Origin of the sequence: Streptomyces sp. NBC_00078 (assembly GCF_026343335.1) — a bacterium.
Taxonomy (GTDB): Bacteria; Actinomycetota; Actinomycetes; order Streptomycetales; family Streptomycetaceae; genus Streptomyces.
The window spans coordinates 127064-152736 of sequence record NZ_JAPELX010000001.1; the positions used below are offsets into that span (position 1 = coordinate 127064).

The 25673-nt window shown below is 68.3% G+C and carries 17 protein-coding genes and 1 pseudogene; 13 read left to right on the top strand and 5 right to left on the bottom strand.

All coding sequences use genetic code 11. The features are described from left to right. Nucleotides 1-15 precede the first annotated feature (15 nt). The 8 genes and pseudogenes from OOK07_RS00600 (at nt 16) to OOK07_RS00630 (ending at nt 9900) form a co-directional block, all read left to right on the top strand. Nucleotides 16-2052 carry a DUF8034 domain-containing protein gene (locus OOK07_RS00600; protein ID WP_266794626.1) on the top strand — a complete coding sequence of 679 codons (2037 nt, stop codon included), beginning with the start codon at nt 16-18 and terminating at the stop codon, nt 2050-2052. Continuing rightward, nucleotides 2049-2396 (top strand): L-rhamnose mutarotase, encoded by a 348-nt coding sequence (locus tag OOK07_RS00605; protein ID WP_266675818.1) that lies wholly within the window; start codon nt 2049-2051, stop codon nt 2394-2396. Before OOK07_RS00600 ends, OOK07_RS00605 begins: the two co-directional genes overlap by 4 nt. A 62-nt stretch (nt 2397-2458) precedes the next feature. Beyond that, nucleotides 2459-3340, top strand: a complete 882-nt coding sequence (locus OOK07_RS00610; RefSeq protein ID WP_266675820.1) for an amidohydrolase family protein — start codon at nt 2459-2461, stop codon at nt 3338-3340. A gap of 38 nt (nt 3341-3378) precedes the next feature. Then, nucleotides 3379-4422 (top strand): zinc-dependent alcohol dehydrogenase, encoded by a 1044-nt coding sequence (locus OOK07_RS00615; RefSeq protein WP_266794627.1) that lies wholly within the window; start codon nt 3379-3381, stop codon nt 4420-4422. Then, entirely contained in the window at nt 4419-5180 is a 762-nt protein-coding gene (locus OOK07_RS00620) for an SDR family oxidoreductase (RefSeq protein WP_266675773.1), read from the top strand. The genes OOK07_RS00615 and OOK07_RS00620 overlap by 4 nt, the downstream gene beginning before the upstream one ends. Nucleotides 5181-5226: 46 nt before the next feature. Continuing rightward, nucleotides 5227-5325: pseudogene (locus tag OOK07_RS43555) on the top strand (PfkB family carbohydrate kinase); the annotation flags it as partial. Nucleotides 5326-5370: 45 nt separating this feature from the next. Beyond that, nucleotides 5371-6444, top strand: a complete 1074-nt coding sequence (locus OOK07_RS00625; protein WP_266794628.1) for an aldo/keto reductase — start codon at nt 5371-5373, stop codon at nt 6442-6444. A 375-nt stretch (nt 6445-6819) separates the two neighbouring features. Beyond that, on the top strand, nt 6820-9900 hold the full coding sequence (locus OOK07_RS00630) for an RICIN domain-containing protein (protein WP_266794629.1): 3081 nt from the start codon (nt 6820-6822) through the stop codon (nt 9898-9900). A gap of 411 nt (nt 9901-10311) precedes the next feature. On the opposite strand, the gene OOK07_RS00635 is transcribed toward OOK07_RS00630, so the two are convergent. After that, nucleotides 10312-11046 (bottom strand): TetR/AcrR family transcriptional regulator, encoded by a 735-nt coding sequence (locus OOK07_RS00635; RefSeq protein WP_266794630.1) that lies wholly within the window; start codon nt 11044-11046, stop codon nt 10312-10314. Nucleotides 11047-11071: 25 nt separating this feature from the next. Beyond that, a complete protein-coding gene (locus OOK07_RS00640) occupies nt 11072-12274 on the bottom strand; it encodes a serine hydrolase domain-containing protein (RefSeq protein WP_266794631.1) in 1203 nt (400 codons plus the stop codon). Between the two features lie 197 nt (nt 12275-12471). Here OOK07_RS00640 and OOK07_RS00645 point away from each other — a divergent pair, with 197 nt between their 5' ends. The 4 genes from OOK07_RS00645 to OOK07_RS43390 all read left to right on the top strand — a co-directional run bounded on the left by OOK07_RS00645 (nt 12472) and on the right by OOK07_RS43390 (nt 17913). Then, nucleotides 12472-13299, top strand: a complete 828-nt coding sequence (locus OOK07_RS00645) for an SDR family NAD(P)-dependent oxidoreductase (RefSeq protein ID WP_266794632.1) — start codon at nt 12472-12474, stop codon at nt 13297-13299. Nucleotides 13300-13587: 288 nt separating this feature from the next. Beyond that, nucleotides 13588-14880, top strand: coding sequence for an MFS transporter (locus OOK07_RS00650; protein ID WP_266794633.1), 1293 nt, complete (start codon nt 13588-13590; stop codon nt 14878-14880). Nucleotides 14881-15409: 529 nt separating this feature from the next. Next, the gene (locus tag OOK07_RS00655) at nt 15410-17704 is read left to right on the top strand and encodes a beta-L-arabinofuranosidase domain-containing protein (RefSeq protein ID WP_266794634.1); all 2295 of its coding nucleotides are present in this window, start codon (nt 15410-15412) and stop codon (nt 17702-17704) included. A 5-nt stretch (nt 17705-17709) separates the two neighbouring features. Continuing rightward, entirely contained in the window at nt 17710-17913 is a 204-nt protein-coding gene (locus tag OOK07_RS43390) for a non-reducing end alpha-L-arabinofuranosidase family hydrolase (protein WP_353963546.1), read from the top strand. Between the two features lie 220 nt (nt 17914-18133). On the opposite strand, the gene OOK07_RS00660 is transcribed toward OOK07_RS43390, so the two are convergent. The 3 genes from OOK07_RS00660 to OOK07_RS00670 all read right to left on the bottom strand — a co-directional run bounded on the left by OOK07_RS00660 (nt 18134) and on the right by OOK07_RS00670 (nt 24115). Then, nucleotides 18134-20617 (bottom strand): ricin-type beta-trefoil lectin domain protein, encoded by a 2484-nt coding sequence (locus OOK07_RS00660; protein WP_266794635.1) that lies wholly within the window; start codon nt 20615-20617, stop codon nt 18134-18136. 156 nt (nt 20618-20773) lie between these two features. Then, entirely contained in the window at nt 20774-22648 is a 1875-nt protein-coding gene (locus tag OOK07_RS00665) for a glycoside hydrolase family 97 protein (RefSeq protein ID WP_266794636.1), read from the bottom strand. A gap of 234 nt (nt 22649-22882) precedes the next feature. Beyond that, nucleotides 22883-24115, bottom strand: coding sequence for an ROK family transcriptional regulator (locus tag OOK07_RS00670; protein WP_266794637.1), 1233 nt, complete (start codon nt 24113-24115; stop codon nt 22883-22885). Between the two features lie 268 nt (nt 24116-24383). Here OOK07_RS00670 and OOK07_RS00675 point away from each other — a divergent pair, with 268 nt between their 5' ends. Then, nucleotides 24384-25658, top strand: coding sequence for an ABC transporter substrate-binding protein (locus OOK07_RS00675; RefSeq protein ID WP_266794638.1), 1275 nt, complete (start codon nt 24384-24386; stop codon nt 25656-25658). Nucleotides 25659-25673 lie beyond the last annotated feature (15 nt).

Genomic DNA, 25673 nt, shown 5'->3' on the forward strand with positions numbered 1-25673 from the left:
ACGGAGATCCATCCCATGCCCTTCAGCTCTGCCGGCCCCACGTCGGGTGAGAACGCGCCGGCCTCCGGGCAGCCGGTCCCGCCGCCCGAGGTCGAGGCGCGGGTGCCGCTGCTCGAACCACCGGGCTGGGCCGTGGCCCAGCGGGCCCTGTTCGACCTCCTCGACCACGCCTGGCGGCGTTTCGCCCGCGACTTCACCGGCCCCGACGGACGACTGAACTACACCGGCCCGCTCACCACCCGCGACGGCGCGGACGACTTCTACGAGGTGTTCTTCAACTGGCCCCAGCTCTACCTCCTCGGCGGCGCCGACGACCTGCTGCCCGCCAGTGAGAAGCACTGGGAGGGCGTGACCCGGCAGCTCACCGAACTGGACATGCTGCACGACGAGTTCGAGCGCGGATACGACTGGTTCCACCAGGGCGAAAGCCTGCTCCTGCTCTACTTCCTCAGCATGGCCGCCCCCGACCGCTGGCGTGAGCGCGCCCTGCGCTTCGCCGAACTGTACGTCGACCCCGCCAAGGGCAACTACGACCCCGAACACCGCATCATCACCCGCCCGCACAACGGCAGCGACCCCGACCGCACGGGCCTGTTCGACGGCGACGTCTACCCCTGGCTGCTCAAGGAAGCAGAAACCTACGGCTTCCCCCTCGACTGGATACCCGAGGCCGACGGCGGCCCCTACCCCCTGTCGGCGGACCCGCGCCTGGGCGCGCAGATGCGCGACCGGATGGGCGTCGGTGACACCGCGGTCAGCCTCGCCGCGGCCGGCCTGGTCCTCAACGCCTGGATCCTGTCCGGCGAGGAGCGCTACCGCGACTGGATCATCGAGTACGTCGGCGCGTGGCGGGAGCGCACCGAGGCGAACGGCGGTCTCCTCCCCGACAACGCCGGCCCCGACGGCGTCGTCGGCAGCCTGCTGGAGGGCCGCTGGTACGGCGGCCACTACGGCTGGTCCTGGCCGCACGGCTGGCACAGCGTGGGCCACGCGGCCTGCGTGGCGGCGCTCGCGGCCGCCACGGTCACCGGCGACGACGACTACCTCTCCATGGTCGCGACCTCCCTCGACACCCTCATCGGCCACGCCAAGGTCATGCCCCACACCGAAGCGGACTCCAGCCTCCCCTCCAAGTGGGCGGCCGAACTCGGCCCCGATGACGTCCACACACCCACTCCGCACCTTCCCTTCCGCCACAACGACTCGGGCTGGTTCGACTACAACCCGGCCACCCCGCCCGTCCCGGTGGCCCTGTGGCACCACACCGCCTCCGACGCCGACCGCGCCCGGCTCGAGCGGCTGCGCGAAGCCGACGGCATCGACTGGCGCACCGTCCGGCCGTTCAGGGCCAAGGAAGAGTCCGGACACGAGAAGGCGTGGTTCGCCTTCCTCGCCGGCGACGACCCCGGCTATCCGGAGCGGATCCTCGCGACCGCCCAGGCCCAGGTCCGCCACCGGCTGCGGCGCATCGACCGCTACCGCGACCTGGACGTGCCCGAGGCCGACATCCATGTGTGGCAGCTGTGCAACCCGGTGGTCACCGAGGCCCTGGTGCAGCTGACATGGGGCGGCCCGCAGGTGCTGTATCAGGGTGGTCTGCAGCAGGCGAGGCTGCGCTACCACGACGCCGAGGCCCGCCGCGCCGGCCTGCCCCCGGACGTCGCCGCACTGGTCACCTCCATCGACCCCGAAGCGACCACCGTCGAACTCGTCAACCTCTCCCCCGGCACCGACCGCACGGTGATCGTGCAGGCGGGCGCCTTCGCCGAGCACACCATCACCGCCGTCCGGCACACCACCTGCCAGGACGACACCTGGATCGGTGACATGTACGACTACGGCCACACCGAGCCCGTCGTCACGGAGTCGGAGCGGGTCTGCGACAGTGCCTTCCTGACGGTCCGGCTACCCGCGTCCACCCGCATCCAGCTCGTCCTGCGCCTCCAACTGCGCGCCAACACGCCCAGCTACCGCACACCATTCGACCCAGCAGCCAACCCGCCCTCCCCGGCTGAGCCGGGCACACAGGCAACGCAGGGAGAAACCGCATGAAGCGCGTCGCCCAGACCATCAGGCTCCGCCCCGAGCACCGCGAGGAGTACCTCAGGCTCCACTCGGCCGTCTGGCCCGGCGTCGAAGCCGCCCTGCACCGGGCGAACATCCGCAACTACAGCATCTTCCTCCAAGGCGATGCACTGTTCGCCTACTTCGAATACCACGGCGACGACTTCGACACCGATATGGCCGTTCTCGAAGCCGACCCCGAAACCCAGCAATGGTGGAAACTCACCGACCCCTGCCAGGAACCCTGGCCCGACCGGGGCGACTCCCGCCAATGGTCGGAACTCACCGAGATCTGGCACCTGAATCCGCCAGGTGACACCGCCGGCGCCTGACACACCTCGTCCCAGACTCACGTGGCCCCGCCCGACGTGGACCGACCCGACTTGGACCACCAGTGACCCCCACCACCGCCCCACTCATCGACGCCCACCACCACCTGTGGGACCTCCACCAGCGTCCGCAGCCCTGGCTCGACGACCCCGACCTGACATCGATCAACCGCACCTTCACCCTCGCCGACCTGCGCACCACCGCCACCCAGCCCATCGGAGGCCGCCGTCTGCACAGCACGGTGGCCGTCCAGTGCATGCCGGACGTGCCCGAGACGCAGGACCTGCTCGCCCTCGCGGAGCGGGAGCCGCTGATCGGAGCCGTGGTCGGGTGGGCAGACCTGACGTCTCCGGCGATCGGTGAGGTGCTGGACCGACTGCTCGCCGGGCCGGGAGGTACCTACCTGCGGTCCCTGCGTCATCTCGTCCAGGGCGAGACGGACCCGAACTGGCTGCAACGCCCCGATGTCGAACGCGGGTTGGCGGTAACCGGGGACCGCGGGCTCTCCTACGACGTACTGGTCCGCAGCCACCAGCTCGACCAGGCGATCCGGCTGGCCGAACGCTTCCCCGACCTGCCCCAGGTACTCAACCACGCCGGCAAGCCGTCGATCGCCTCCGGTGAACTGGCCGAATGGGAACGCCAGTTGCGCCGGCTGGCCACACACCAGCAGGTGGTCTGCAAGGTCTCGGGGCTGATCACCGAGGCTGACCACGGCAAGTGGACCGTCGACGACATCCGCCCAGTGTGGGACGTCCTGTTCTCCGCCTTCGGCCCCGACCGCCTGATGTTCGGCTCCGACTGGCCGGTGGCGAACCTCGCGGGCGGCTGGAACCGCTGGGCCGCCACGGTGGACGAACTGCTCGACGGATCTTCCGACACCGAGACCTCGGCGATCCTCGCGGGCACCGCAACCGCCTTCTACCGTCTTCCCGCCTGCGGCTGACAGTCGGCGCTTGTGCTGAAGAAACTCTGGAGAACACGATGACACTCGCAGTCCGCTACCTCTCCGCCCGCACCCTGGACACCGCGCCCGCCGAGAACCCGTCCCCCGGCCCCGGCGAGGTGGAGATCGCCCCCGCCTACGTCGGTATCTGCGGCACCGATCTGCACATCTTCCACGGCGACATGGATGCCCGGGTTGCCGCGCCCGCGGTCCTCGGGCACGAGATGTCCGGCCGGATCGTGCGGGTGGGGGCGGGAGTAGAAGAGTGGTCGCCCGGGGACGCGGTCACGGTGATGCCGCTGCGCTGGGACGACTCCTGCCCGGCCTGCCGGGCCGGCCACCAGCACATCTGCCAGCACCTGGACTTCATCGGCATCGACTCCCCCGGCGCGATGCAGCAGCGCTGGACCGTACCCGCCGCCACCCTGATCCGGCTGCCGGAGTCGCTTGCCCTGGACCGGGCCGCGCTCGTCGAGCCGACCGCGGTTGCCGTGCACGATGTGGGCCGGGCCCAGGTCACCGAGGGCGAGAAGGCCGTCGTCGTCGGCGGCGGCCCCGTCGGCATCCTCATCTCCCTGGTCGCCCGGGCCGCCGGGGCCGACGTCCGGGTGGTCGAGCTGAGCCCTCACCGGCGGCGGCTGGCCGAGGAGCTGGGACTGACGGCATGGGATCCGGCCCACGCGGATGTGCCGGCGCTGGTCGGTGAGTGGACCTCCGGTGCGGGCGCGGACGTCGCCTTCGAGGTCTCCGGCGCGCAAGGCGGCGTGGACACGGCCGTGGACGTCCTCGGCGTGCGCGGCCGGCTGTGCCTGGTCGCCATCCACGCCCGCCCCCGCGAGGTGAACCTGCACCGCTTCTTCTGGCGTGAACTCACCCTGGTGGGTGCCCGGTTGTACGACCGCTCCGACTTCGAGCACGCGGTGACCCTGGTCGCCGACGGCATCATCCCGGCCCAGCGGCTGATCAGCAAGGTCGTACCGCTCACCCAGGCACCCGCCGCGTTCGAGGCCCTGGAAGGCGGCGGCGACGTAATGAAGATCCTCGTGGACTGCACCGACGACAGCCAAGGAGCCGCCCAGTGAACGCCTTCGACCTCACCGGCAAACTCGCCGTCGTCACCGGCGCCCGGCGCGGCATCGGCCGCGCCATGGCCCGCGCCCTGGCCGCAGCCGGCGCGGACATCATCGGCGTCAGCGCCCAGCTGGAGGAGTCCGGCAGCGACGTGGAAAAGGACATCCTCGCCACGGGACGTTCCTTCGAAGCCATCCGCACCGACTTCGCCGACCCCGAAGCCGTTCACGCTCTCGGCGCGAACCTCGCCCGGCGAAACCGCCCCGTGGACATCCTGGTCAACAACGCAGGCACCATCCGCCGCGCCCCGGCCACCCAACACACCGACGCCGACTGGGACCTGGTACTCCAGGTCAACCTCAGCGCCCAGTTCACGCTCACCCGGGCGGTCGGCGCAGCGATGGTGACCCGCGGCCACGGGAAGATCATCTTCACCGCATCGCTGCTCAGCCTCCAGGGCGGCGTCACCGTCCCCGGCTACACCGCCGCGAAACACGGCATCGCCGGACTCACCAAAGCCCTGGCCAACGAATGGGCCCCACACGGCGTCAACGTCAACGCCATCGCCCCCGGCTACATCGCCACCGACAACACCCAAGCCCTCCAGGACGACCCCGCGCGCAGCAAGGCCATCCTCGACCGGATCCCCGCCGGACGATGGGGCACCGCGGACGACCTCGCCGGCGCCACCGTATTCCTCGCCTCGGACGCCGCCACCTACCTCCACGGCGTAACCCTGCCCGTCGACGGCGGCTGGCTCGGCCGATGACCGACAACGACCTGGCCACCGTACTGACCGGCACCCACCTCATGCCGGTGCGTTCACCATGACCACCCCCGGCGATGTCTCCATGGCCACGCTCACCGAGGTCGAGGCACTCATAGCGGGCGGATCACCTCACGTCAGACGCTGAGCGGCGCCCCGGACCGGCGTCCCACCCGTATCCCAGGAGCACGTCTTGCACCAGCGGAGTATCCAGCACACGTCCGTCTCACTCACCGCGCTCGGCTTCGGCGGGTCCGTGATCGGCAACCTCTACCGCCTCACCCCGGCCGCCGACGCGGCAGCCGCCGTCGACGCGGCCTGGGAGGCCGGCCTGCGGTATTTCGACACCGCACCGCACTACGGTCTCGGCCTCTCCGAACGCCGCCTGGGCGCCGCACTACGAGACCGCCCGCGCGACGAGTACGTCGTGTCCTCCAAGGTGGGCAGGCTGCTGGTGCCCAACGAGGCGCCCCGCGGCATCGACAGCGAGGGCTTCGTCGTACGCGACGACCTGCGCCGCCAGTGGGACTTCAGCCGCGACGGCGTGCTCCGCTCCATCGAGGACACCCTGCAGCGCACCGGCCTGGACCGACTCGACATCGTCTACCTGCACGACCCGGACGACCACTGGCGGCAGGCCGCCGACGAGGCCATGCCCGCGCTCGCGGAGCTGCGCGACCAGGGCATGATCGGCGCCATCGGCGCCGGCATGAACCAGTCGGCCATGCTCGCCCGCTTCCTGCGCGAGACCGCCGCCGACGTGGTCATGCTCGCCGGCCGCTACACCCTCCTGGACCAGTCCGCACTGGACGACGTCCTGCCCGCCGCGGCGGAACTCGGCAAGAGCGTCGTCGCAGCCGGCGTGTTCAACTCCGGACTCCTCTCCCTCGACCAGCCCGCCGAAGGCATGAAGTACGACTACCAGGACGCCCCACCGGAACTCGTCGCACGAGCCCTGGCGATCGCCCACGTATGCGAAGCGCACGGCACCACCCTGCCCGCCGCCGCCATCGCCTTCCCGACCACCCACCCCAGTGTCATCAACGTCACCCTCGGCATGCGCGACCGCGCACAAGTGACACAGAACGTGGAACTCCAGCGAAGCGCCGTACCCGGGGCGCTCTGGGACGACCTCCGGTGCCACGGGCTGATCAGGCCCGACGTCCTTACCACCGGCAGTACCCAGGGCACGGCCGAACGCCCAGCGCCCGATGGACGGTTCGCGGCACATGACGGCACTCACGGGGGGAGTTCCCGGTGCCGTTGATCGACCAGGGCGACCACCACGGGACAGCCGCCGTGGAGGAACTGTTCCGCGACCTCGTGGCGGACACGATCCACGCGCTCCCCGCCGGTGCCACGACCGCCTGCCGTCGGCCGTCCGACCGATTACACAGGCCGCGCCTCGTCCGGCAAGAGGGAAGCCCGCAGTGCTTCTCTCACCGAGAAGTCGCCCCCATCCGCGAGGATGTGCCGCTCACCGACGCTCCTGAGCCCGCGGGGCGTCAAGGGCCGGGGGCGACGAAGATCCGCGTCATCCGCACTGACAACACCCCCGGAGCCGCCGTATGAACGCGTTCCCGACCGTCCGAGTCAGCAGGAGGGGCAGACGTTGAAGCCCGTCACCTCCACTATCGGCAAGTTGTCCGCAGCGCTTGCGCTGGCTCTCTCCGTGGTGCTTCTGACATCCCTCACGACGCCGACCCCGGCCTCGGCCGCGACCCAGGCGAGCTACTACGTCGCCCCCGACGGCAACGACGCCAACGCCGGGACGATCACGGCACCGTTCAAGACCCTGCAGCACGCACGGGACGTCGTGCGCACGGTCAACAGCAACATGACCGGAGACATCAACGTCTATCTCCGCGGCGGCAACTATCCGGTGAGCAGCACCATCAACTTCACGTCGGCCGACTCCGGAACGAACGGCCACCATGTCGTGTACGCCGCCTACCAGGACGAGAAGCCCGTCCTGAACGGAGGCGTTCAGGTGACCGGCTGGACACAGCACAGCGGGAACATCTGGCAGGCCCCGCTGAACCGCGACAACAAGCTCCGCGCGCTCTACGTCAACGACAAGCGCGCCCAGATGGCCTCGAAGACGATCAACTCGGCCGGATGCTACGGGACCTACACCGTCACGGCCGGCCAGGCTCCCTGGGCCTGGGAGTCAGGTTCGCAGTGCGACGGAGCCAAGTACAGCCTCTCCGATCTGCCCGCCGTCGCCTCCAACCAGGACGACGTCGAAATCAAGTCGGCGACGACCTGGACCACGGCCATCGTCGGAGTCCGCCAGATCACCACAAGCTCGGACGGCGCCAATCGCGTGGCCCTGTTCCAGCAGCCGGGTGCGGCCATTGCCCAGGGACCGCCGAACGGCAACTTCAACGCCGGCGGCACCCACACGTTCATGAATGCGTACGAATTCCTGGACCAGCCGGGCGAGTTCTACTTCGACAAGACGAAGCACACTCTGTACTACTACAAGTCCGGCTCCGAGGACATGACGTCTGTGCAGGTCTTCGCGCCGAACAACGTGTCCACCCTCATCAAGATCGCCGGCACCTCCACGACAGCCCACGCGCGGAACATCACGTTCTCCGGGCTGACCGTCGAACACTCCGACTGGAACCTGGTCAATGTCGCGGGCTCCGTCTTCCGTCAGGGCCAGCAGGGCAACTCCAGCTCGACCGTCTACGCGAAGAAGAACTTCCACGCGTACACCTACCGCAACGTCGACCTGCCGCCGGGGACCATCCAGATCGAGAACGCCGACGGGATCGTACTGAAGCGCAACACGGTGCAGCACACCGGCGCCGACGGAATCAGCATGGTCAACGACGTGACCGACTCGCAGTTGACCGGCAACGTCACGAACGACATAGCCGGCTCCGCCATCACCGTGGGACACCCCCAGCACGTGTACATCGGGGACTACACCTCGACCAACAACGAGAAGTACCCGGTGAACGTCGAAGGAGTCTGCAAGAACATCTCGGTCACGGACAACTACCTCTACGACAGCGCGGTGTTGTTCCAGGGGTCCAGCCCCGTGTCGGCGTACTTCACCGATTCCCTGTCCGTGCAGCACAACCGGATCGAGAAATCCCCGTGGGCGGGCATCACCCTCGGCTGGGGATGGTGGAACTTCGACGGTTCGGCGAACTCCGTCAATCCCGGGACACCGACCACCACAGCGAAGAACAACACCGTCAGCTACAACCAGATCGTCGACACGATGCAGGTGCTGGGCGACTCCGCTCCCATCTACGACCTGGGCAGCCAGCCGGGAACCGTGATCAGCAACAACTACATCCAGGGCGTTCCGGCCGGTCACAAGTACGGACTCCACCCCGATGAGGGCTCCGCCTACCTCAACTTCCACGACAACGTGCTCGACGTCGACCCGAACGTGGCCTACACCATCAACTCAGGCACCTGGGGCCGGCAGCACGACCTGAGCATGACCAACACCTACGGCACCGTCAACAAGATCTTCGACAAGAGCGTCCCGAACAGCACCATCGAGGACGTGCACGCGTACGCGGACCGCGTGTGGCCGTCGCAGGCGTACGACATCGCGGTGCACTCCGGTCTTGAGGACGCCTACAAGGACATCGTCCCCCAGAGCAACCTGGGCCTGCAGGACTACGCCCTGCCCGCAAGCACCTTCACCGGCAAGGGCGTGTCATCCATCCCCGTCCGCTCCATCGGTGACGCGACCAGGACTCTCTGGCTGGCTCCCTCCGGTACGACGACGTTCGCCGTCGGCCCCACCATGACGAAGGCGGCCGGAACGGCTACGACCATCAGCGTCCCGCCGACGGTCGGCGACTACCGTCTCTACGTCGTGGACGCACAGGGGACCGCGTCCGCCGCGTCCAAGTCGCTCGTACGCCAGCGTTGGGCCTACGTCGACGACAAGGACTCCGGCCTCACCTACTCCTCCGGCTGGTCCAACTGGAACGACTCGCAGGACTTCAAGGGGTCCGAGAAATTCACGGGCAGGGCGGGCGACAACGTCCAGTACTCGTTCACCGGCTCGGGCGTTCGGTATCTCGGCATGAAGCAGCCGAACATGGGGAAGGCCGACATCTACATCGACGGCACCCTCGCGCAGTCGGGCATCGACGCGTATGCCTCGACGGTGACGAAGCAGGTGCCGCTGTTCGAGAAGACGGATCTCGCCGCGGGTCCCCACACGATCAAGGTCGTGTGCACCGGAACGAAGAACGCCGCCTCTTCCGGCACCGTCTGTGCGCTGGACGCGTTCGCCTCCATCCCCTTCCCCGTCACGAACGCGTTGTACAAGGTCCTCAACAAGAACAGCGGCAAAGCGATCGACGTCTCGGGCGGTTCGACCTCCGCCGGGGCGAACATCATCCAGTGGAACGACACCGGGTCGCAGAACCAGCACTGGCGGTGGGCCGCGGTGGGCGACGGCAGCTACGAGATCGTCAACCAGAACAGCGGTCAACTGCTGGACGTCGCCAACGCGTCCACCGCGGACAACGCGACCGTCGTCCAGTGGACCGACGACAACGGCGCGAACCAGCACTGGACACTGACCGCCGCCGGAAACGGCTACTACAAGATCAAGAACGTGAAGAGCGGCAAGCTGCTCGCGGTGTCCGGCTCATCGACGACAGCAGGCGCTCAGCTCGTGCAGACGACGGACACGAACGCCGACAGCCAGCTGTGGCAGGCGGTGAACGTGGACTGATTCCCTCCGCGCCACGGACCGCACATCCCGCTCAGCCGCCTCGGTGTGCTGCTGGGGCGGACCGAGGGAAGCGAAGGGCTGAGGGACGGTGCCGGCGAAACGCGGGTACCGTCCCTTGCCGCATTGCCTCCAGGCCGACGCCCAGGTCGTTGATCACGACCTTCGCTCCCTCGGCGGCGAAGGCCCGGGCATGCGCGCGGCCGAGTCCGAGACCCTCTCCGGTGACTTCGACGACATGTCCAGTGAACGGTCGGCCGTACCTGAAGCTCCTGCGCGAGATCCTGCGCCGGGGTGTGTTTGAGGGCGAGTTCGAGCGAAGTCGAGGTCGAGGCCGCCACGTCTCGCCAGGCCGACGGGGACTCCTCCGGCGGCCGCGCGGTCTCGCCGATCGCCCTGTCGTCCGACGAGGCGTCAGTTCTCCGTGTGTTCGCTTCGTTCTCCGCGGGCGCACTGCGCGCGGAGCTCCACGGCGTCGAGGAAGAGGCTGATCGCGGTCTCGAACTGGTCCTCTTCGTCGATTTCCGCGAGAAAGGGGGCGACCTGAGCCAGGTTCGGATACCGCTGTGGCGAGGCCGTCAGGTACTCGCGGCGCCAGGCCAGCCGGTCGCCTTCCTGAGCGCCCTTGTCCAGCACGTTGAAGGATGCCTCGAAGGCGCCGGCGGCGAGTGCCGTATCGGCCAGGACCCGGTAGTACGCGGCCGCTTCGCGTCCCTGGAGGCCGGCATCGAGCAGGGCGCCGATGACCACGTCGGCGCCATGGAACTCCGGATCGCGCCGGGAGGTACGGGCCGCGACCAGGATGGCCACACCCGGGTGCTGCAGGCATGCGGCACGGATCCGTCGGGCGAGCGACGCGAGGGTCTCGCGCCAGCTTTCCGACGGTGCGAAGTCATGCAGGGCATCGCCGACCAGCCGGGCGGCCAGGCCGAGCAGCAGGTCGTCCTTGCTGCGGAAGTGCCGCAGGACCGCTGTGTGGTCGGCGCCCAGATCAGTGCCCAGCCGACGGAAGGTGAGCGCCTCCGGACCGTCCGTCTCGATCACGGCCATTGCGGTGTCCAGGATCAGATCCGGGGTGAGGAAGGATGCCGGACGCCGCTTTCGCCCCGCGGTAGTGGCTCCTGCCGAGTTGGTGCTCGCGCGTGTCATGGCTGTCATCTTATCGACGGCGTTGTCAACGATGGTCCTCCTGCAGGTGGTCGGCAACCGCCCGCAGTGCCGCGATGGACTCCGCGTCACGCGAGGGGTCGTCCGCCGTCGGCCACGCGCTGGTCTTGACGATCACCACGTCGGCCTCCGGGTCCACATACAGGTACTGGCCGTGAATCCCCACCGCGGTGAAGGGACGTCGCTCGCCGCCGAGTGTCCACCACTGGTTGCTGTACCCGTAATACGGATAGCCGCTGGGGCCCAGGGCGCCGACCTCCAGATGCGGCACCCCGCGACCGCGGCTGCGCGTCGCCCATTCCTCGGACACGATGCGCTGCCCGTTCAGCTCTCCGCCACGGGACATCAGCAACCCCAGCCGGGCCATGTCGCGCGCGGTGGCATTGAGCGAGCCACCGCCGATCGCGGTACGCGGACGCCTGCGAGTGAGCCAGTAGTACGCGTCGCGCTCAGCGCCGATACGGCTCCAGAGGCGCTCCGTGGCGTACTGCGCGAGTGAGCGGCCGGTGGCGGACTCCAGCACCCATCCCAGGACCTGGGTGTCGACCGTCGAGTAGTTGAACTGTGTGCCGGCCTCGGTCGAACGCTCGGCCGAGGACACGACGTCGTGCAGCGAGCCGCCCCCCGTGGCGGCCTTGGCGAACCGGTTGATCAGACTGTCCCGAACGGTGTAGGTCTCCAGGTCACCCACCCCGCTGCTCATGTCGAGCAGATGCTCGATGGTCACCCCGTCGAAGGCGGAGCCCACCAGATCCCTGCAGTACACCGTCACCGGGTCGGTCACGTCCTTGATCACCCCCTCGTCGAGGGCGATCCCGATCAGCATCGACGTCACCGATTTGGTAATCGAGAACATCTGGAACCGCACGTCGCCGCCGGCGAAGTACCCCGGATACGACTCGTGGACGATCTCGCCGCCGTACAGCACAACGAAGGAGGTGGTGTTCGTTCGGGTGTGCAGTTCGGCGAGGCTCCGCTCCCGCCCCTCGAAGCCGTAGGTCACGTCCAGGGGGCGCGGTCGCCGGGGCAGGGGGAACACGTCCCCACGGCGGCGTACGTCTTCGGTGGGCAGGAGGAGATTCATGTGAGCGAACGTCCACTCATTGACGGGGCGACCGGTCATCACCTTGTCCTGGTGGCGCCACAGCCAGACCGCCCCGGCGCCTGCCGCGGCGGCTCCCAGCAGCCACCCACCCGCTTCGGTGCGCATTACTGAACTCCTTCATCGCATGGACCTGTTGAGCTTCGGTGCCCTCACTTTGGCTCGCCAATCCACCGGTGTCAACGCTGGTGTTACCTCTGGTGTCAGCGCGGGTGTCACCACCGTTGACAGGCTTGGACTGAGTGGTCATGCTGGTGACGGGGTCGTTGCCCCCCCCTCTTCCGGCACTCCACGAAGGACAGCGCATGACAGCCACCCGACTGCCCACCGCGCGCCGCCTGCTCGGAAAACTGCCCCTCGTCGACCCGGGCCGGCCCCCGCTGCCCGCGAGAACCGCGTTCCTGACCGGTGCCAGCTCGGGCATCGGCAAGGCGCTCGCAACCGAGCTGTGCGCCCGCGGCTACGACGTGTACCTCACGGCGCGCAGAATCGAGCTCCTCGAAGAACTGCGGGCACGGCTCACCGCCGCGTTCCCGCAGCGTTCGGTGACCGTGGCCGCCCTCGACGTGACCGAGCACGAGGCCGTGGCGCGGACGATCGACGACGCGGCCCGACGGTTCGGCGGACTCGGAATGGTCATCGCCAACGCGGGGGTCGACGCAGGGGGCAACATCGGGGAGGGCCGCTTCGAGGCGCACCGCGCGGTGGTGGACGTCAATCTGCTGGGTGCGATGGCGACCATCGACGCGGCCGTCGCACACTTCCGCAGCACGGGCGGCGGGCAGGTGGTGGGCTTCAGCTCCGTCCTGGCCGGGGCGGGCCTGCCGGGCGAGGCGCCGTACTGCGCCTCCAAGGCAGGGCTCACGAGATACCTTCAGTCGCTGCGCGGCGAGCTGTGGAACAGCGGCATCACCGTGACCACGGTCGCCCCCGGCTACATCGACACCCCGATCAACGAAGCCCTGGGCGACAAACGACCGTTCCTCATCGATACCCGCACGGGCGCCCGCAAGATCATGGACCGCATCGAGTCCGGCGCCGTCCACGCGACAGTGCCCCGAGTGCCCTGGACCGTCGTCGCATACCTGCTGGCCCGGCTCCCGACCCGTCTGCTGCGGAAGGTCAATACCTGACCGACCAGGTCCGCAGACCAATGACGCGCCGGTGCCAAGCAGCCATCACCCCAGGACCCTCGGGCCGGGCCAGGCCTTCCGCGCACACCGCGCACCCGGCCCTGGTGCACTGGGACCTGCCCGCTCCCGAGCCCCGGCCGGTTCCCTGTGCCCGCAGGCTCCCTTCGCCGCTCCAGTACGAAACACGGCTCCCGAGCGCCTACCGGTTCTGAGGTTTCCGACGATGCTCACCTTCTGTCGCGCTCCCTCGTCCGCCCGCCACGCGGCCCTCCGCGCAAAGGGCATGCAGTGAAGACGAACAGCGGACCCGCGCTGACGTTCACCGTCGCCGCCGCCCTGATCGCCGGAGTCACGCTCGGCAGCAGCGGCAGTAACGTGATGCCCGTCCTCGTGGACGACTTCGCCGACCGCTTCGACCTGTCCAGCACCGGCGCCGGACTCGTCGCCGCCAGCCAGCTGATGGCGGTCGCGATCACCACGTTCCTGCTCGCCAACCGCGCCGCCCGCCCCGGACGCGTCCGGATGGCCCGCAACGGGCTGGCCCTGGCCGCCGCGGGATTCATCGGCGCCGCCATCGCATACGACATATTGACGCTGACGGTGGCCAACCTGCTGCTCGGCGCCGGACTCGGAGCCGTCTACGCCGCCTCGACCGCCGCCCTGGCCGGCGTCGGCGACGACGCCGACAAGACCTCCTCGATCACCGTCACCGGCGCGCTGTTCGCGAGTGCCCTGCTGCTCCTCGCTGTCCCGGCCGTCAACGAGACCGCAGGCGGGGGAACCGGGTTCTTCCTGCTGGCCGTGTGCTGTCTGCCTGGCTGGTTCCTGGTGGGCCACCTCCCCGACGGCCCGGGCCCGGGCCCGGCGAGCAGTCCTTCCGCGACCGTCCCCGACAAGGCCTTCCAGCCGGCCCGTCCCTCCGTCGTGCTGCTGGTCGGCGCCGGCCTCCTGTGGGCCGTCACGCAGGGCGTCTGGTCCTACGCCTCCGTCCTCGGGCGCAGCCACACCGGTATGTCTGCCTCCGTGCTCTCTGCCGTCCTGGCCGTCTCCAGCGTCGTCGCACTCGCCGGAGCCGTGGCCGGACCGCTCGCCGTCAAGCGTTTCGGCCGCCTGCGCTCGATGACCGGGTTCATCGTCGCCGAGGCGTTCAGCTCGGGGCTCCTCATCGTCACCCACAGCCCCACTCTGTTCATCGCCACCGCCGTCATCTGGCAGACCTGCCAGCTGGCCGTCCTGGTACAGATACTCGCCGCCGCCTCCGTCATCGATTCCACCGGACGGTGGGTGGCCGCCCTCAGCGGCGGCGGAGCACTCGGCGCAGGCATCGGACCCTTGGCGGTCGGCGCGATCATGGACACCATGGGCGTCGGCGTGCTGAGCATCCTTCTCGTCGCCGGAACACTCATCGCCGCACTCCCCCTCCTCAAGATGACCGCGTCCAGCGAAGCGGCAGCAGACACGGCATCCGTCACACCCCACCCTCAGCCCACGCCCGTCGTCGCGAGGACGCACACCGAGAAATCAGCCTCACCAGCAGAATGGGATGCCGGTGGTCCGTCCGTCGGCGAAGGCGATGCGTGACCTGCGCCGGCGGGTCGGCAGCGCGCCGGTGCGGGCGTCGTTCGAGGTGCTGGCCGGACTGCCGCCCCGGCCGACGACGCCAGGTGTCAGTTTTCGGTCGGCACCGGATGGTGTCGTTCGACGGCTGTAGTTCGCTGAGAGTTCTCGCACTCCTCACTCTCACGCTCAACACATCCAATGTCTGGCTTGGTTGCGAGGGCGCCGATCGGACACGTACCCGGAAGTACCCAAAGAACTTGGGTCACAAGGCTAGACACAGGCAACGCTCGTATCCGTTAATCCATCCCATGTGTCAGTGGAGAGGGCCGGTGGGCCCGAGCCCTCTATGGACCCCGGGCCCCCTTGTCGGTATGGCGGCCAGGACGGTGACCGTCGCCAACGGCTCCGCTGTGCCGTCGTCGGTCTGCTGGACGCATGGCGCCACATCGTCAGACCACAAGCCCATGACGTGCTGCACCCGACCGCCTGACACGTGAGCCAACACAGCAACTACGGAGCAATCACTCTCCGGTTCACGGAAAGGTTCAACTTGTCTTCCTCCCTCAGCAGACGGCGCCTCCTGCAAGTAGCCGGGGCCACCGCAGCCGGGTCCGTCCTCGGCAGTTCTCCCGCCCAAGCGGCCATCGCCCCCGCGAGGACCGACATCGGGACCTCCGCACAGCCTTTCCAACTCGGCCAGGTCCAGCTCACCGCAAGCCGGTGGCTGGACAACCAGAACCGTACGCGGAACTACCTGCGGTTCGTCGATGCCGACCGGCTGCTGTACAACTTCCGCGCCAACCATCGGCTGTCCACCAACGGCGCGGCCGCGACCGGCGGCTGGGACGCGCCGGACTTCCCCTTCCGCACCCATGTCCAAGGGCACTTCCTCACGGCGTGGGCTCAGTTGTACGCCGTCACCGGGGACACCACCTGCCGGGACAAGGCCACCTACATGGTCGCGGAGCTGGCCAAGTGCCAGGCCAACAACAGCGCCGCCGGTTTCAGCGCCGGGTACCTCTCCGGCTACCCCGAGTCCGACTTCACCGCTCTTGAGCAGCGGACCCTGAACAACGGCAACGTGCCGTACTACACCGTCCACAAGACCCTCGCCGGTCTGCTGGACGTATGGCGCCACATCGGCAGCACACAAGCCCGTGACGTGCTGCTCGCCCTGGCGGGATGGGTCGACTCGCGCACCGGCCGACTGAGCGTCCAGCAGATGCAGGCCATGCTGGGAACCGAGTTCGGCGGTATGAACACCGTGCTGACGGACCTCTACCAGCAGACGGGCGACGCGCGGTGGCTCACCGTCGCCCAGCGGTTCGACCACGCCGCCGTGTTCGAACCGCTCGCGTCCAACCAGGACCAGCTCAACGGGCTGCACGCCAACACGCAGGTACCCAAGTGGATCGGGGCCGCCCGGGAGTTCAAGGCCACCGGCACCACCCGCTACCGGGACATCGCCACCAACGCCTGGAACATCACGGTCAACTCGCACACCTATGCCATCGGCGGCAACAGCCAGGCAGAGCACTTCCGCGCCCCGAACGCCCTCGCCGGCTACCTGGACAAGGACACCTGCGAAAGCTGCAACACCATCAACATGCTCACCCTCACCCGTGAGTTGTTCGCGCTGGACCCGAACCGGGCCGCGCTGTTCGACTACTACGAGCAGGCGTGGCTGAACCAGATGATCGGCCAGCAGAACCCGGCCGACGACCACGGCCACGTCACCTACTTCACCCCGCTCAACCCGGGCGGCCGACGCGGCGTGGGCCCGGCGTGGGGCGGCGGCACCTGGAGCACCGACTACGGCACCTTCTGGTGCTGCCAGGGCACGGGCCTGGAGATGCACACCAGGCTGATGGACTCCCTCTACTTCCGCACCGACAACACCCTGATCGTGAACATGTTCGTGCCCTCGGTGCTCAACTGGTCGGAGCGCGGGATCAAGGTCATACAGACCACGACATATCCCGTCAGCGACACCACGACCCTTCAGGTCACCGGCAACGTCAGCGGAACCTGGGCGATGCGCATCCGCATCCCGGGCTGGACCACCGGGGCCTCCGTCAGCGTCAACGGCGTCGCGCAGAACATCGCCACCGCCCCCGGCAGCTACGCCACCCTGAACCGCTCCTGGGCCTCCGGCGACACGGTCACCGTCCGTCTGCCCATGCGGACCGTGATGCGAGCGGCCAACGACGACGCGAACGTCGCAGCGATCACCTACGGCCCGGTGGTCCTGTCCGGCAGCTACGGTGACACCGCGCTCAGTTCCCTCCCGGCATTGGACACCTCGTCCATCACACGGACCAGCAACAGCTCGCTCGCCTTCACCGCCACCGCCAACGGCTCCACCGTCAACCTGGGCCCGTTCCACGACGCGCACGGCCACAACTACACCGTCTACTGGAACTCCGGCGGCACCGTCCGTCTCGCCAACGTGGGCAGCGGTCTCCTGCTGGGCATCCAGAACATGTCCACGGCCGACGGTGGCCTCGCTCTTCAGTGGTCGGACAACGGCACCGCCGACCACGACTGGTACATGGTCACCGACGGAAGCGCGGTCCGCTTCCGCAACGCCAACAGCGGCAAGGTGCTCGGCGTTTTGAACATGTCCACGGCCGACGGCGCGACCGTCCTGCAGTGGTCGGACTCCGGCACCGCCGACCACAGATGGACGCTGCTCGACCAGGGGGACGGGACCTACAAGATCCGCAACGTGAACAGCGGCAAGCTGCTCGCCATCGCGAACAACTCCACCGCTGTCGGCGCGTTCGCAGTCCAGGACGCGGACGACGGCACCGCCGACAACCGCTGGCGCATCGTGCGCAACTGAGGCCGCTGCGGAAGCAGTCCAACTGGTCCTTCACCTACCGCACGTCCAGCGACCCCACCAACCCCAACGGCTGGTCCGCGCCGCAGAACCTGTTCACCGGCAGCCTCCCCCACCGGCGGCCCGATCGACCCGACCCTGATTCGCCGACGCCAGAACATGCCACCCTGCAACTGCCGTACCGGCCGGGCGTCCTCACCCTGCGGCACTGACCCGCGCGCACATGACCAGACGCTTGTGACCGTGCCCATCAGCCACGGTCACGAGCGTCTTCCGCTTTGTCTCCCAGGAAGGAACCCTCCACCGCGCTGACGCTCACCGCCCGTCACCACGTGAGGGTCTGTCAAAAGAGCGGGCCAGTGCCCCGCGTGACGGGTGGGGGGACTGGGCGCGCGGTGCTGCGGCCCGGTCCCTGAGACTGCCGCTGCTCGCCTACGGCAGGGTCCACCGCTGGTTGGCGCCGTTGTCGCAGCTCCAGATGTCCAGCTGGGTGAGGTTGGCGGTGCTGCTGTTGGGATCGTCCAGGCAGCGTCCGGACTGCATGCTGCGCAGGCTGCCGTCAGCCTGCTGAGTCCACTTCTGGTTGTCTCCGCCGTTGCAGGTCCAGAGGTCGACGAGGGTGCCGTTGGTCACGCCCTGCTTGACGACATCCAGGCATTTTCCGCCGATGGTCAGGGTGCCGTCAGCGTTGTAGGTCCAGGTCTGTGACCCCGACTTCTGGTTGCAGTCGTAGAGCTGCACCGCGGTGCCGTTGGTGGTGTTGCCTTCGTCGAGGTCGAGACACTTGCCGGAGATGCCGGAGGGGACGGCGCCGGAACGGGTGGGGGTCGGGTTGCTCCCCGGGGTGACGGAGAAGTTGTCGAACTGCTGTGTCTGGTATCCGCCCCCGGTGACGCTACTGGTGGAGTCCACGGTGCCCAGTCCGGCGCGGCCGTGGGTGTAGCTGTTGTCCGTGACACTGCCCAGAGCGGTGCCGTCGAGCGTGGCGCTGATGGTCGACCCCTGCATCGACAGTGAGACGGTGTGCCACCGGTTGGTGCCCAGTGCCGTTGTGGAGCCGCTGGCGAGGGTCGTGAACCCCCACGTGCTGTTGCTGTTGACAGCAGACTTGACGATCGACCACGTGCCGGAGCTGCTCACCCGCAGGTGGTACGCCTGCAGGCCGTTGTCGTTCCGGCCTTGCATGCCAATGCGGCCCAGCAGCTCCACAGCTCCGGACTGCTCGAGCATCGTGTTCGCCGTGACGGTGTAGTTGCCCCAGGAATCGTCGCCCATGAAGGTGTAGGGCGCGTAGTAGTTCTCGCTGGTCCAGCGGACGGGAGCCGCTGGTGCCATCTGGCGCAGGCAGGTGCCGGTGCGTCCTCCGCCGCAGGCCACGGTCTGGAAGGCGCCGTTCATGTCGGTGAAGTACTTCGGGGACGTGGTGGTCGCCGGGGTCTGGAAGTTGTTGGAGTACGGCAGGCTCAGCGGGGCCGCCGAGGGCGCGGTGGCGGTTCCCTTGCCCTGCCCAGTCGTCGTGGTGACCGTGTACACGTAGCCGGGCTGCAGTGTCAGCGTGTAACTGCCGCCGGAGGGGGTGACGTCGGTGGTGTGCACGAAGTGGTCGCTGTCGTTGGGCGAGTTGAGATTGGTGCCCCAGACGTGGACCTGGCCGGTGGACAGGCCGCCCGTGACGTGAACGGTCAGGGTCTGCGCGGCCGTGGCGTCCACCGTCTCGATGACGGTGCTGTAGTCACTGTGGTTCGGCGACTTCAGGGTTACGTAGCTGCCATTGGACTGAGCGCCGCCCAGGTAACCGCTGGCCGAGTCCTGGTACTGCCAGCCGATCTGCGCGAACTGGGACGTGTGTGCGAGGACCCAGGCCGTCTTGGCGATGCTGTAGTGGCCGGACCAGGGCTGGTTGGCAACGGCGAGCCCGTTGAAGGCGAAGTAGGTGTTGGGGTAGAGCGCAGCGACGAGCGGCCAGTTGTAATAGGCCGTCATACGGCCGTCGATGTAGTCCCGGTTGACGGCCCTCGCGACCGACATCGCGCCGGCCTCGGCGTCCTCCGACCCGTTCTCGCTCGCCCACAGTGGCTTGCCGAGGTTCTGCGCGGTGCTGGTGCTCGGGCAGTTCTTGAAGTCGGACCTGTTGCCGATAGCCGCGCCGTTGACGTAGCCGCAGGGGTAGTGGACGCCCACGACGTCCACTGCGTTCTTGAACGTCGGGTCGCCGGCCATCGCGTCCGCCACCGACCAGCTGTCGTCGGCCGCGACCAGCTTGGTGGCACCGTAGCCCTTGGAGGCCAGGGCGGACTTGAGGTTCTCGTACCAAGTCGCGTTGTAGCCGCGCTCGTTCCAGCCGCCCAGGTAGTCGATGTTCAGCTTGTGCTGGGCTGCGCAGCCCATCCAGTCCGTCACGTAGCTGATCGCGTTGGAGGTGAAGAAGGTGTTGCTGCCGCCGCCGACCCAGCCGGGCGCACCCCAGGCGAGCCCGTAGAGTTTGATGTCGGGGTTGCGGGCCTTGGCCTGCTCCGCGAGCCACCACTCGTAGCCCTGGTTGCAGTCGACCACGCCCTGGGTGTGCTCGTGGCTGGCCTCAGCGCCGTCAGTGGTGTTCGTGTCACCACCTATTTCGATCTTGAGGGACTGGAGCGAGGCGCCGAACCCGGGCTTGAACAGGTAGTCGAGGATCTGGCTGCGCTGCGGCTCCGGATAGTCGATCAGCAGCCGGCTGTTTCCGCCGCCGCCGGAGATCGCGCCCACACCTTCGAAGGTTCGGCCCGTGCCCGTGCCGTCCACGGTGATCGAGGTCGTGGTGGCCGCCTGTGCCGCCGGCGCCGACCAGTTCACCAGCGCGGCGACGACGAGGGAGAGCGCGGCGAGGAGTGAGGTCCGCCTTGGCCCTCTCCGGTGTATGGGCGATCTGAGGTTCATGTCGTCTCCAAGGACGCTGGTCATCGGTTCAGAGCAAATACGAACAAATACGAACGGAAACGAGGCCGAGAAAGGCGCTCCGCGACTCCGTCAACTCCACGACGCGCGGCGTGTGGAAGTACTTCACCATCACCGCCCGGTCCCGCGTCCGCCGCGTCAGCTCGGCTTGAGGATGATCGCCTGGCCGCCCGCGGGAGCCATCGCCACGTCCAGTGTGGTGGCCGAGGTGACCGTGCGGGTGCTGACCACGAGCGGCGTCCGGTAGGGGCTGCTGCCCGGGGTGCCGTCGGCGTAGACGGTCGCCGTGTATGACCCGCCGCCCAGGAACGTCAGCGGGAGCGACAGGGTCCGGGATGTCTCGTTGGTCATCGCCCCGAGGAACCAGGTGTCGCCGTGACGGCGGGCGACGGCGACGTACTGGCCGATCGATCCGGCGAGGGCGTGGCTCTCGTCCCAGGTGGTGGGGATGGCGTCGAACCACGGCAGCCCCGGCCAGTTGGACGTGTTGGCGTACTTGGACGGTGAGTCGTACCAGTACAGGAAGTTCAATGGCTGGTAGAAGACCGCCGCCATGGCCATCTGGTGGACGTTGGTGGTCTGGTCCCGCGACTGGCCGTAGCAGATGGTGTAGTCCATCGGCCCGCCGATGTTGCGGGCGAACGGCAGGGTCACGTTGTGGCTCGCGGTCGGGAAGTGCTCGTTGCCGCGCACGCCCTCCATGGTGACCCAGTTCGGGTACGTCCGCTCGTAGCCGAACGGCCGCACGTCGTCGTGCATGTCGATCAGCAGGTGGTACTTGGCTGCCGTCCTGGCCCAGTTCGTGATCTGGTTCGTCATGGCCTGGGTGCCGTCGTCGACGAATCCGAGCTTCACGCCTGCGACGCCCCAGCTCCTGTAGAGGCTGAACAGGCTGTCGGGGTTGGTGGCCGCTCTGCGGTCGACGTAGAGGATGACGCCGATGCCCTTGCTCGTGGCGTAGGAGATCACCGAGGGCAGATCGATGTCCGGAATCGGCTTCGTCGCGTCGGTGCTGTGGTCGGGGTCGCCGTACCATCCGCCGTCGTACTCGACGTACTGCATGCCGCGGGCCACGGCGAAGTCGACGCCCGCCATCCCGGCGGCGGTGGTCAGCTGTACACGGAAGGCTTTGCCGGGCTTGATCCACGAGGTGTCGGCCAACGCGCTCGCAGGGGCCAGGTTGAGCACCAGCTCGGCGTTGTCGACCAGTTCGGCGTGGGTGGAGCCGGTCACCACCGCCCGCCAGGGCGTGGCGAACGGCGTGGTGACCATCGAGGTCGTCTGGACCGTGTCCGAACCGCGGGCGGTGTGCTCCATCAGGTAGGCGGCCAGCGTGTTCGGCTGGCCGGACACCGAACTCAGCATCATTCGGGGGAAGTTGACCCGGGACGACTCGCAGATGCAGGCGATCAGCCCACCGCTCGCGTACGTGGCGGTCAGCGGCAGGTCGGTCAGCGGGCCGGTGTCGGTGCCGGAGGTCCCCGTGGACGGGATCGAGCCCGGGGCTACGGGGTTGTAGGCGTCCTCGTCCCGGGCGCTGTAGACGAGCGTGCTGTCGGGGAAGACGAACGTGGTCAGCTCGTCGGCGATCGTGGCGGTGCCCTTGCCGAGCAGCACGTACCGGAAGGCGACGCCGGTCGGGTAGGCGCGGATCTGGATGCTGAAGTTGATCAGCGAGGCGGTGTCCTGGAGGTTCCAGCGCATCTCCTGGTACCGGTCGCGGACTGTCGCGTTGCGGCCGTACACCGGGTTCCAGGTGTTGTCGATGGTCCAGTGCTGGTAGTTGGTGATCACCGTGCCGGCGGCGCCGAGCACCGTACCGTCGCTCAGCTTGAGGCCGAGAGCCGAAGTGTCGACCACCGTCACGCCTCTGCGCTCGGCCGACCAGCTGAGGGCGCCCGAAGTCAGCGACATCGTAATGGTGTTGCTGCCGTCGGGGGCCGTCGCGGTGACCGAGGCGTCGGCCGCCGCGGCCGTCCCGGTGGCGCCGGCACCCAGCGCCGCGGCTCCCACGGTGACGGCGGCGCCTCTGAGAAGTCCACGCCGTGAGAGCCGTCCTGGGGCGCCGGTCGATGGCTGTTCAGGTAGGGCGCGGCTCGCTGCATCTGCCATGACTCGTACACCTTTCCATTGCATCCATTTCGATGTGAATACAGCCAAAACAAGGTCCAACGTCTCTGATTGCAGGCGCAGTTGGACGCGCCCAGGAGTTCCGCCCTCGAACTGGAGCCGCTCACAACGGGAGGGTCAGGACAGGAATCCCTCGAGGACGAGAGTCGCCGCGCCGAGACTGACCGGGTTGCGGTCGATGGGGCAGAGACTGATCTCGGTGCCTTCCCAGGGTTCGGCGAGGGCGTAACGGGCGGCGGTATCGCGTACGTGCGGCAGGACGGCGGCCCCCAGTAGGTCGGCGACCCAGCCGGTGAGCACGATGATCTGCGGGTTGCACAGGTTGATCAGGTTGGCGATGCCGATGCCGAGGTAGCGGCCGGTCGTGGCGATCACCTGCTGTGCGGCGGGGTCTTTGGCCGCGTGGGCGGTGGCCAGGGCGTGGATGGTCGCCGTCTGGTCGTCGGGGTGCAGGAGCGGGCTGTCCGGGTCGGTCTCCGCGAGGTGCTGCATGATGCCGGGTGCGCCCACGTAGGTCTCCACGCATCCCACGCATCCGCGGCGGCACTTGCGGCCGTCGATGACGAGGTTGGTGTGGCCCCATTCACCGGCCGTGTTCGTGGCACCACGGTAGAGCGCCCCCTGGACGGCCAGGCCCGCGCCGACGCCGGTTCCCAGGGTGAGGACGGCGACGTCGTCGTGGCCGCGGGCGGCACCGAACCACAGTTCGGCGACGGTGCTCGCACGCAGCGGGTTGTCGAGGATGACCGGCACATCAGGGACCCGATCGGTGAGCAGGGCCAGCAGTGGCACGTCGTTCCACTGCCAGTTCGGGGCGAAGACGGAGGCCGTGCCGTCCGGCCGTACCTGGCCGGGAATGCTGACGCCGATCCCGAGAACCCTGCCGCGTTCCACGTGGGCCTGCGCGATCGCGTCGTCGACGCCGCGGACGATACGGTCCACGACGTAGTCCGGCGAGTTGGCGTGCGGGTGCAGTTCGTACTCGGCTCTGGCCAGAACCCGTAGAGCGGGATCGAAGACCTCGACGTGGACGTAGGTCTCGGCGATGTCGACGCCGATGAGCCGGGGGCCCTCGATGGCGGGCGCGAGAAGGTTTCGCGGGCGTCCGCCTCCCGAAGCCTGCTGTCCGATCTCGGCCAGCAGCCCCAGCTCGTGCAACTCGTTGACGATGTCGGAGGCGGTGGCCACCGACAGGCCCGTGGCCGCGGCGATGTCACGCCTGACGACGGGCGCCGAGGCGATGAGATGCCGCATCACCGCGAAACGGTTGGTCCGGCGAATGTCCTGGTACGTCCGCTTCAACGACGTCGTCCTGTGCTCGATGCGGCTGGGGCGCCTGATCGTATCCACGCGCTGCACGCCGTTGGAACTGCCGTGCACAGACTTTTTCTGGCTTGTTGACGAAGGGGTGTAGCGCGCATAACCTGCGTCTCGCTCCGCTCGCTGCAACCCCGTCAGCGGCAGGAAACTCCCCCTCCGATTGCGCGCCTCCACCCCGCGGGCTTCGCGTCGCGCTCATACCGGCCCCACTCCGCGGCCGTCCACAGCGTCATCAGCCGACATCGCGGCGCGTGCCCAAGGTCCGTACCCACACCCGTTCTTCACAGCAGAGGTGGCCATGTCCCCTGAGCAGAACCCCAGCCGATCGTTCGGCCGCAGGTCCTTCCTGCGCGCCTCCGGCACCGTGGCGGCGGCGGGATTCCTCGCCGCGTGCGGCGGGAACACCGGTCGCGGCGGCGGCTCCACCGGCGGTAAGGCGGCGATCAGCCAGTGGTACCACCAGTACGGCGAGGCGGGCACCCAGCAGGCGGCGCTGCGGTATGCGAAGACGTACAGCCACGCGGACGTGTCGGTGCAGTGGATCCCCGGTGACTACGCCTCCAAGCTCTCCAGCGGCCTGGTCTCCAGCAGCGGCCCCGACGTCTTCGAGTTCCACCCCGATGTCCAGATGGCCAAGTCCGGGCAGATCGTGCCGCTGGACGACATCATCGCGGACGTGAAGTCCGACTTCACGGAGAAGGACCTGGCCGCCAACTCGGTTGACGGCAAGGTCTACGGCATCCGCATGATCGACGACCCGCAGTTCCTGTACTACCGCAAGAGCCTGCTGGAGAAGGCGGGCGTCCAGCCCCCGACCACCTTCGACGAGCTGATAGACGCCTCCCGCAAGCTCGACAAGGACGGGGTCAAGGGCCTGTACCTCGGCCTGAAGGCCGGCAGCGACATCCTCGCCAGTCCCCTGGTCTGGGCCACCGGCAGTGAGTTGCTGACCGCCGACCACAAGGTCGCCTTCGACACCCCGGCGACGGTCGAGGGCCTGAAGAAGATGCGCGAGCTCTACACGAGCAAGACGCTGCTGCTCGGCGCGCCCACCGACTGGTTCGACCCGTCGGCGTTCATCCAGGGCCTGACGGCGATGCAGTGGTGCGGCTTGTGGGCGATGCCCGGCATCCAGAAGGCACTGGGCGACGACTTCGGCATCGTCCCCCTGCCCGGCATCGGCAGCGCCGGCCGCCCCGTGGTCTACAACGGCGGCTGGTCCACCTACGTGAGCGCCAAGGCCAAGGACGTCGACGCGGCCAAGGCGTTCGTGAAGTGGCTGTGGATCGAGCAGACGAAGCTCCAGGAGGACTGGTGCACCTCCTACGGCTTCCACATCCCCCCGCGCAAGAGCCTCGCGGCGAAGGCGACCAAGCTGCAGAGCGGCACAGCCGCCGAGGCGGTGAAGCTCTTCGGGACCAACGGGCACTACGACGACCCGTACTGGACCCAGGCCATGACGACGATTTCCCAGGACATGGTGAACAACGCCGTGGTCAGCGGGAAGAACCCCGAGTCCGAGGTGGCCAAGGCCCGCACCCGGGTCGAGGCCGAACTCAAGAAGATCGCCTGAGGGGCGCTGACAAGC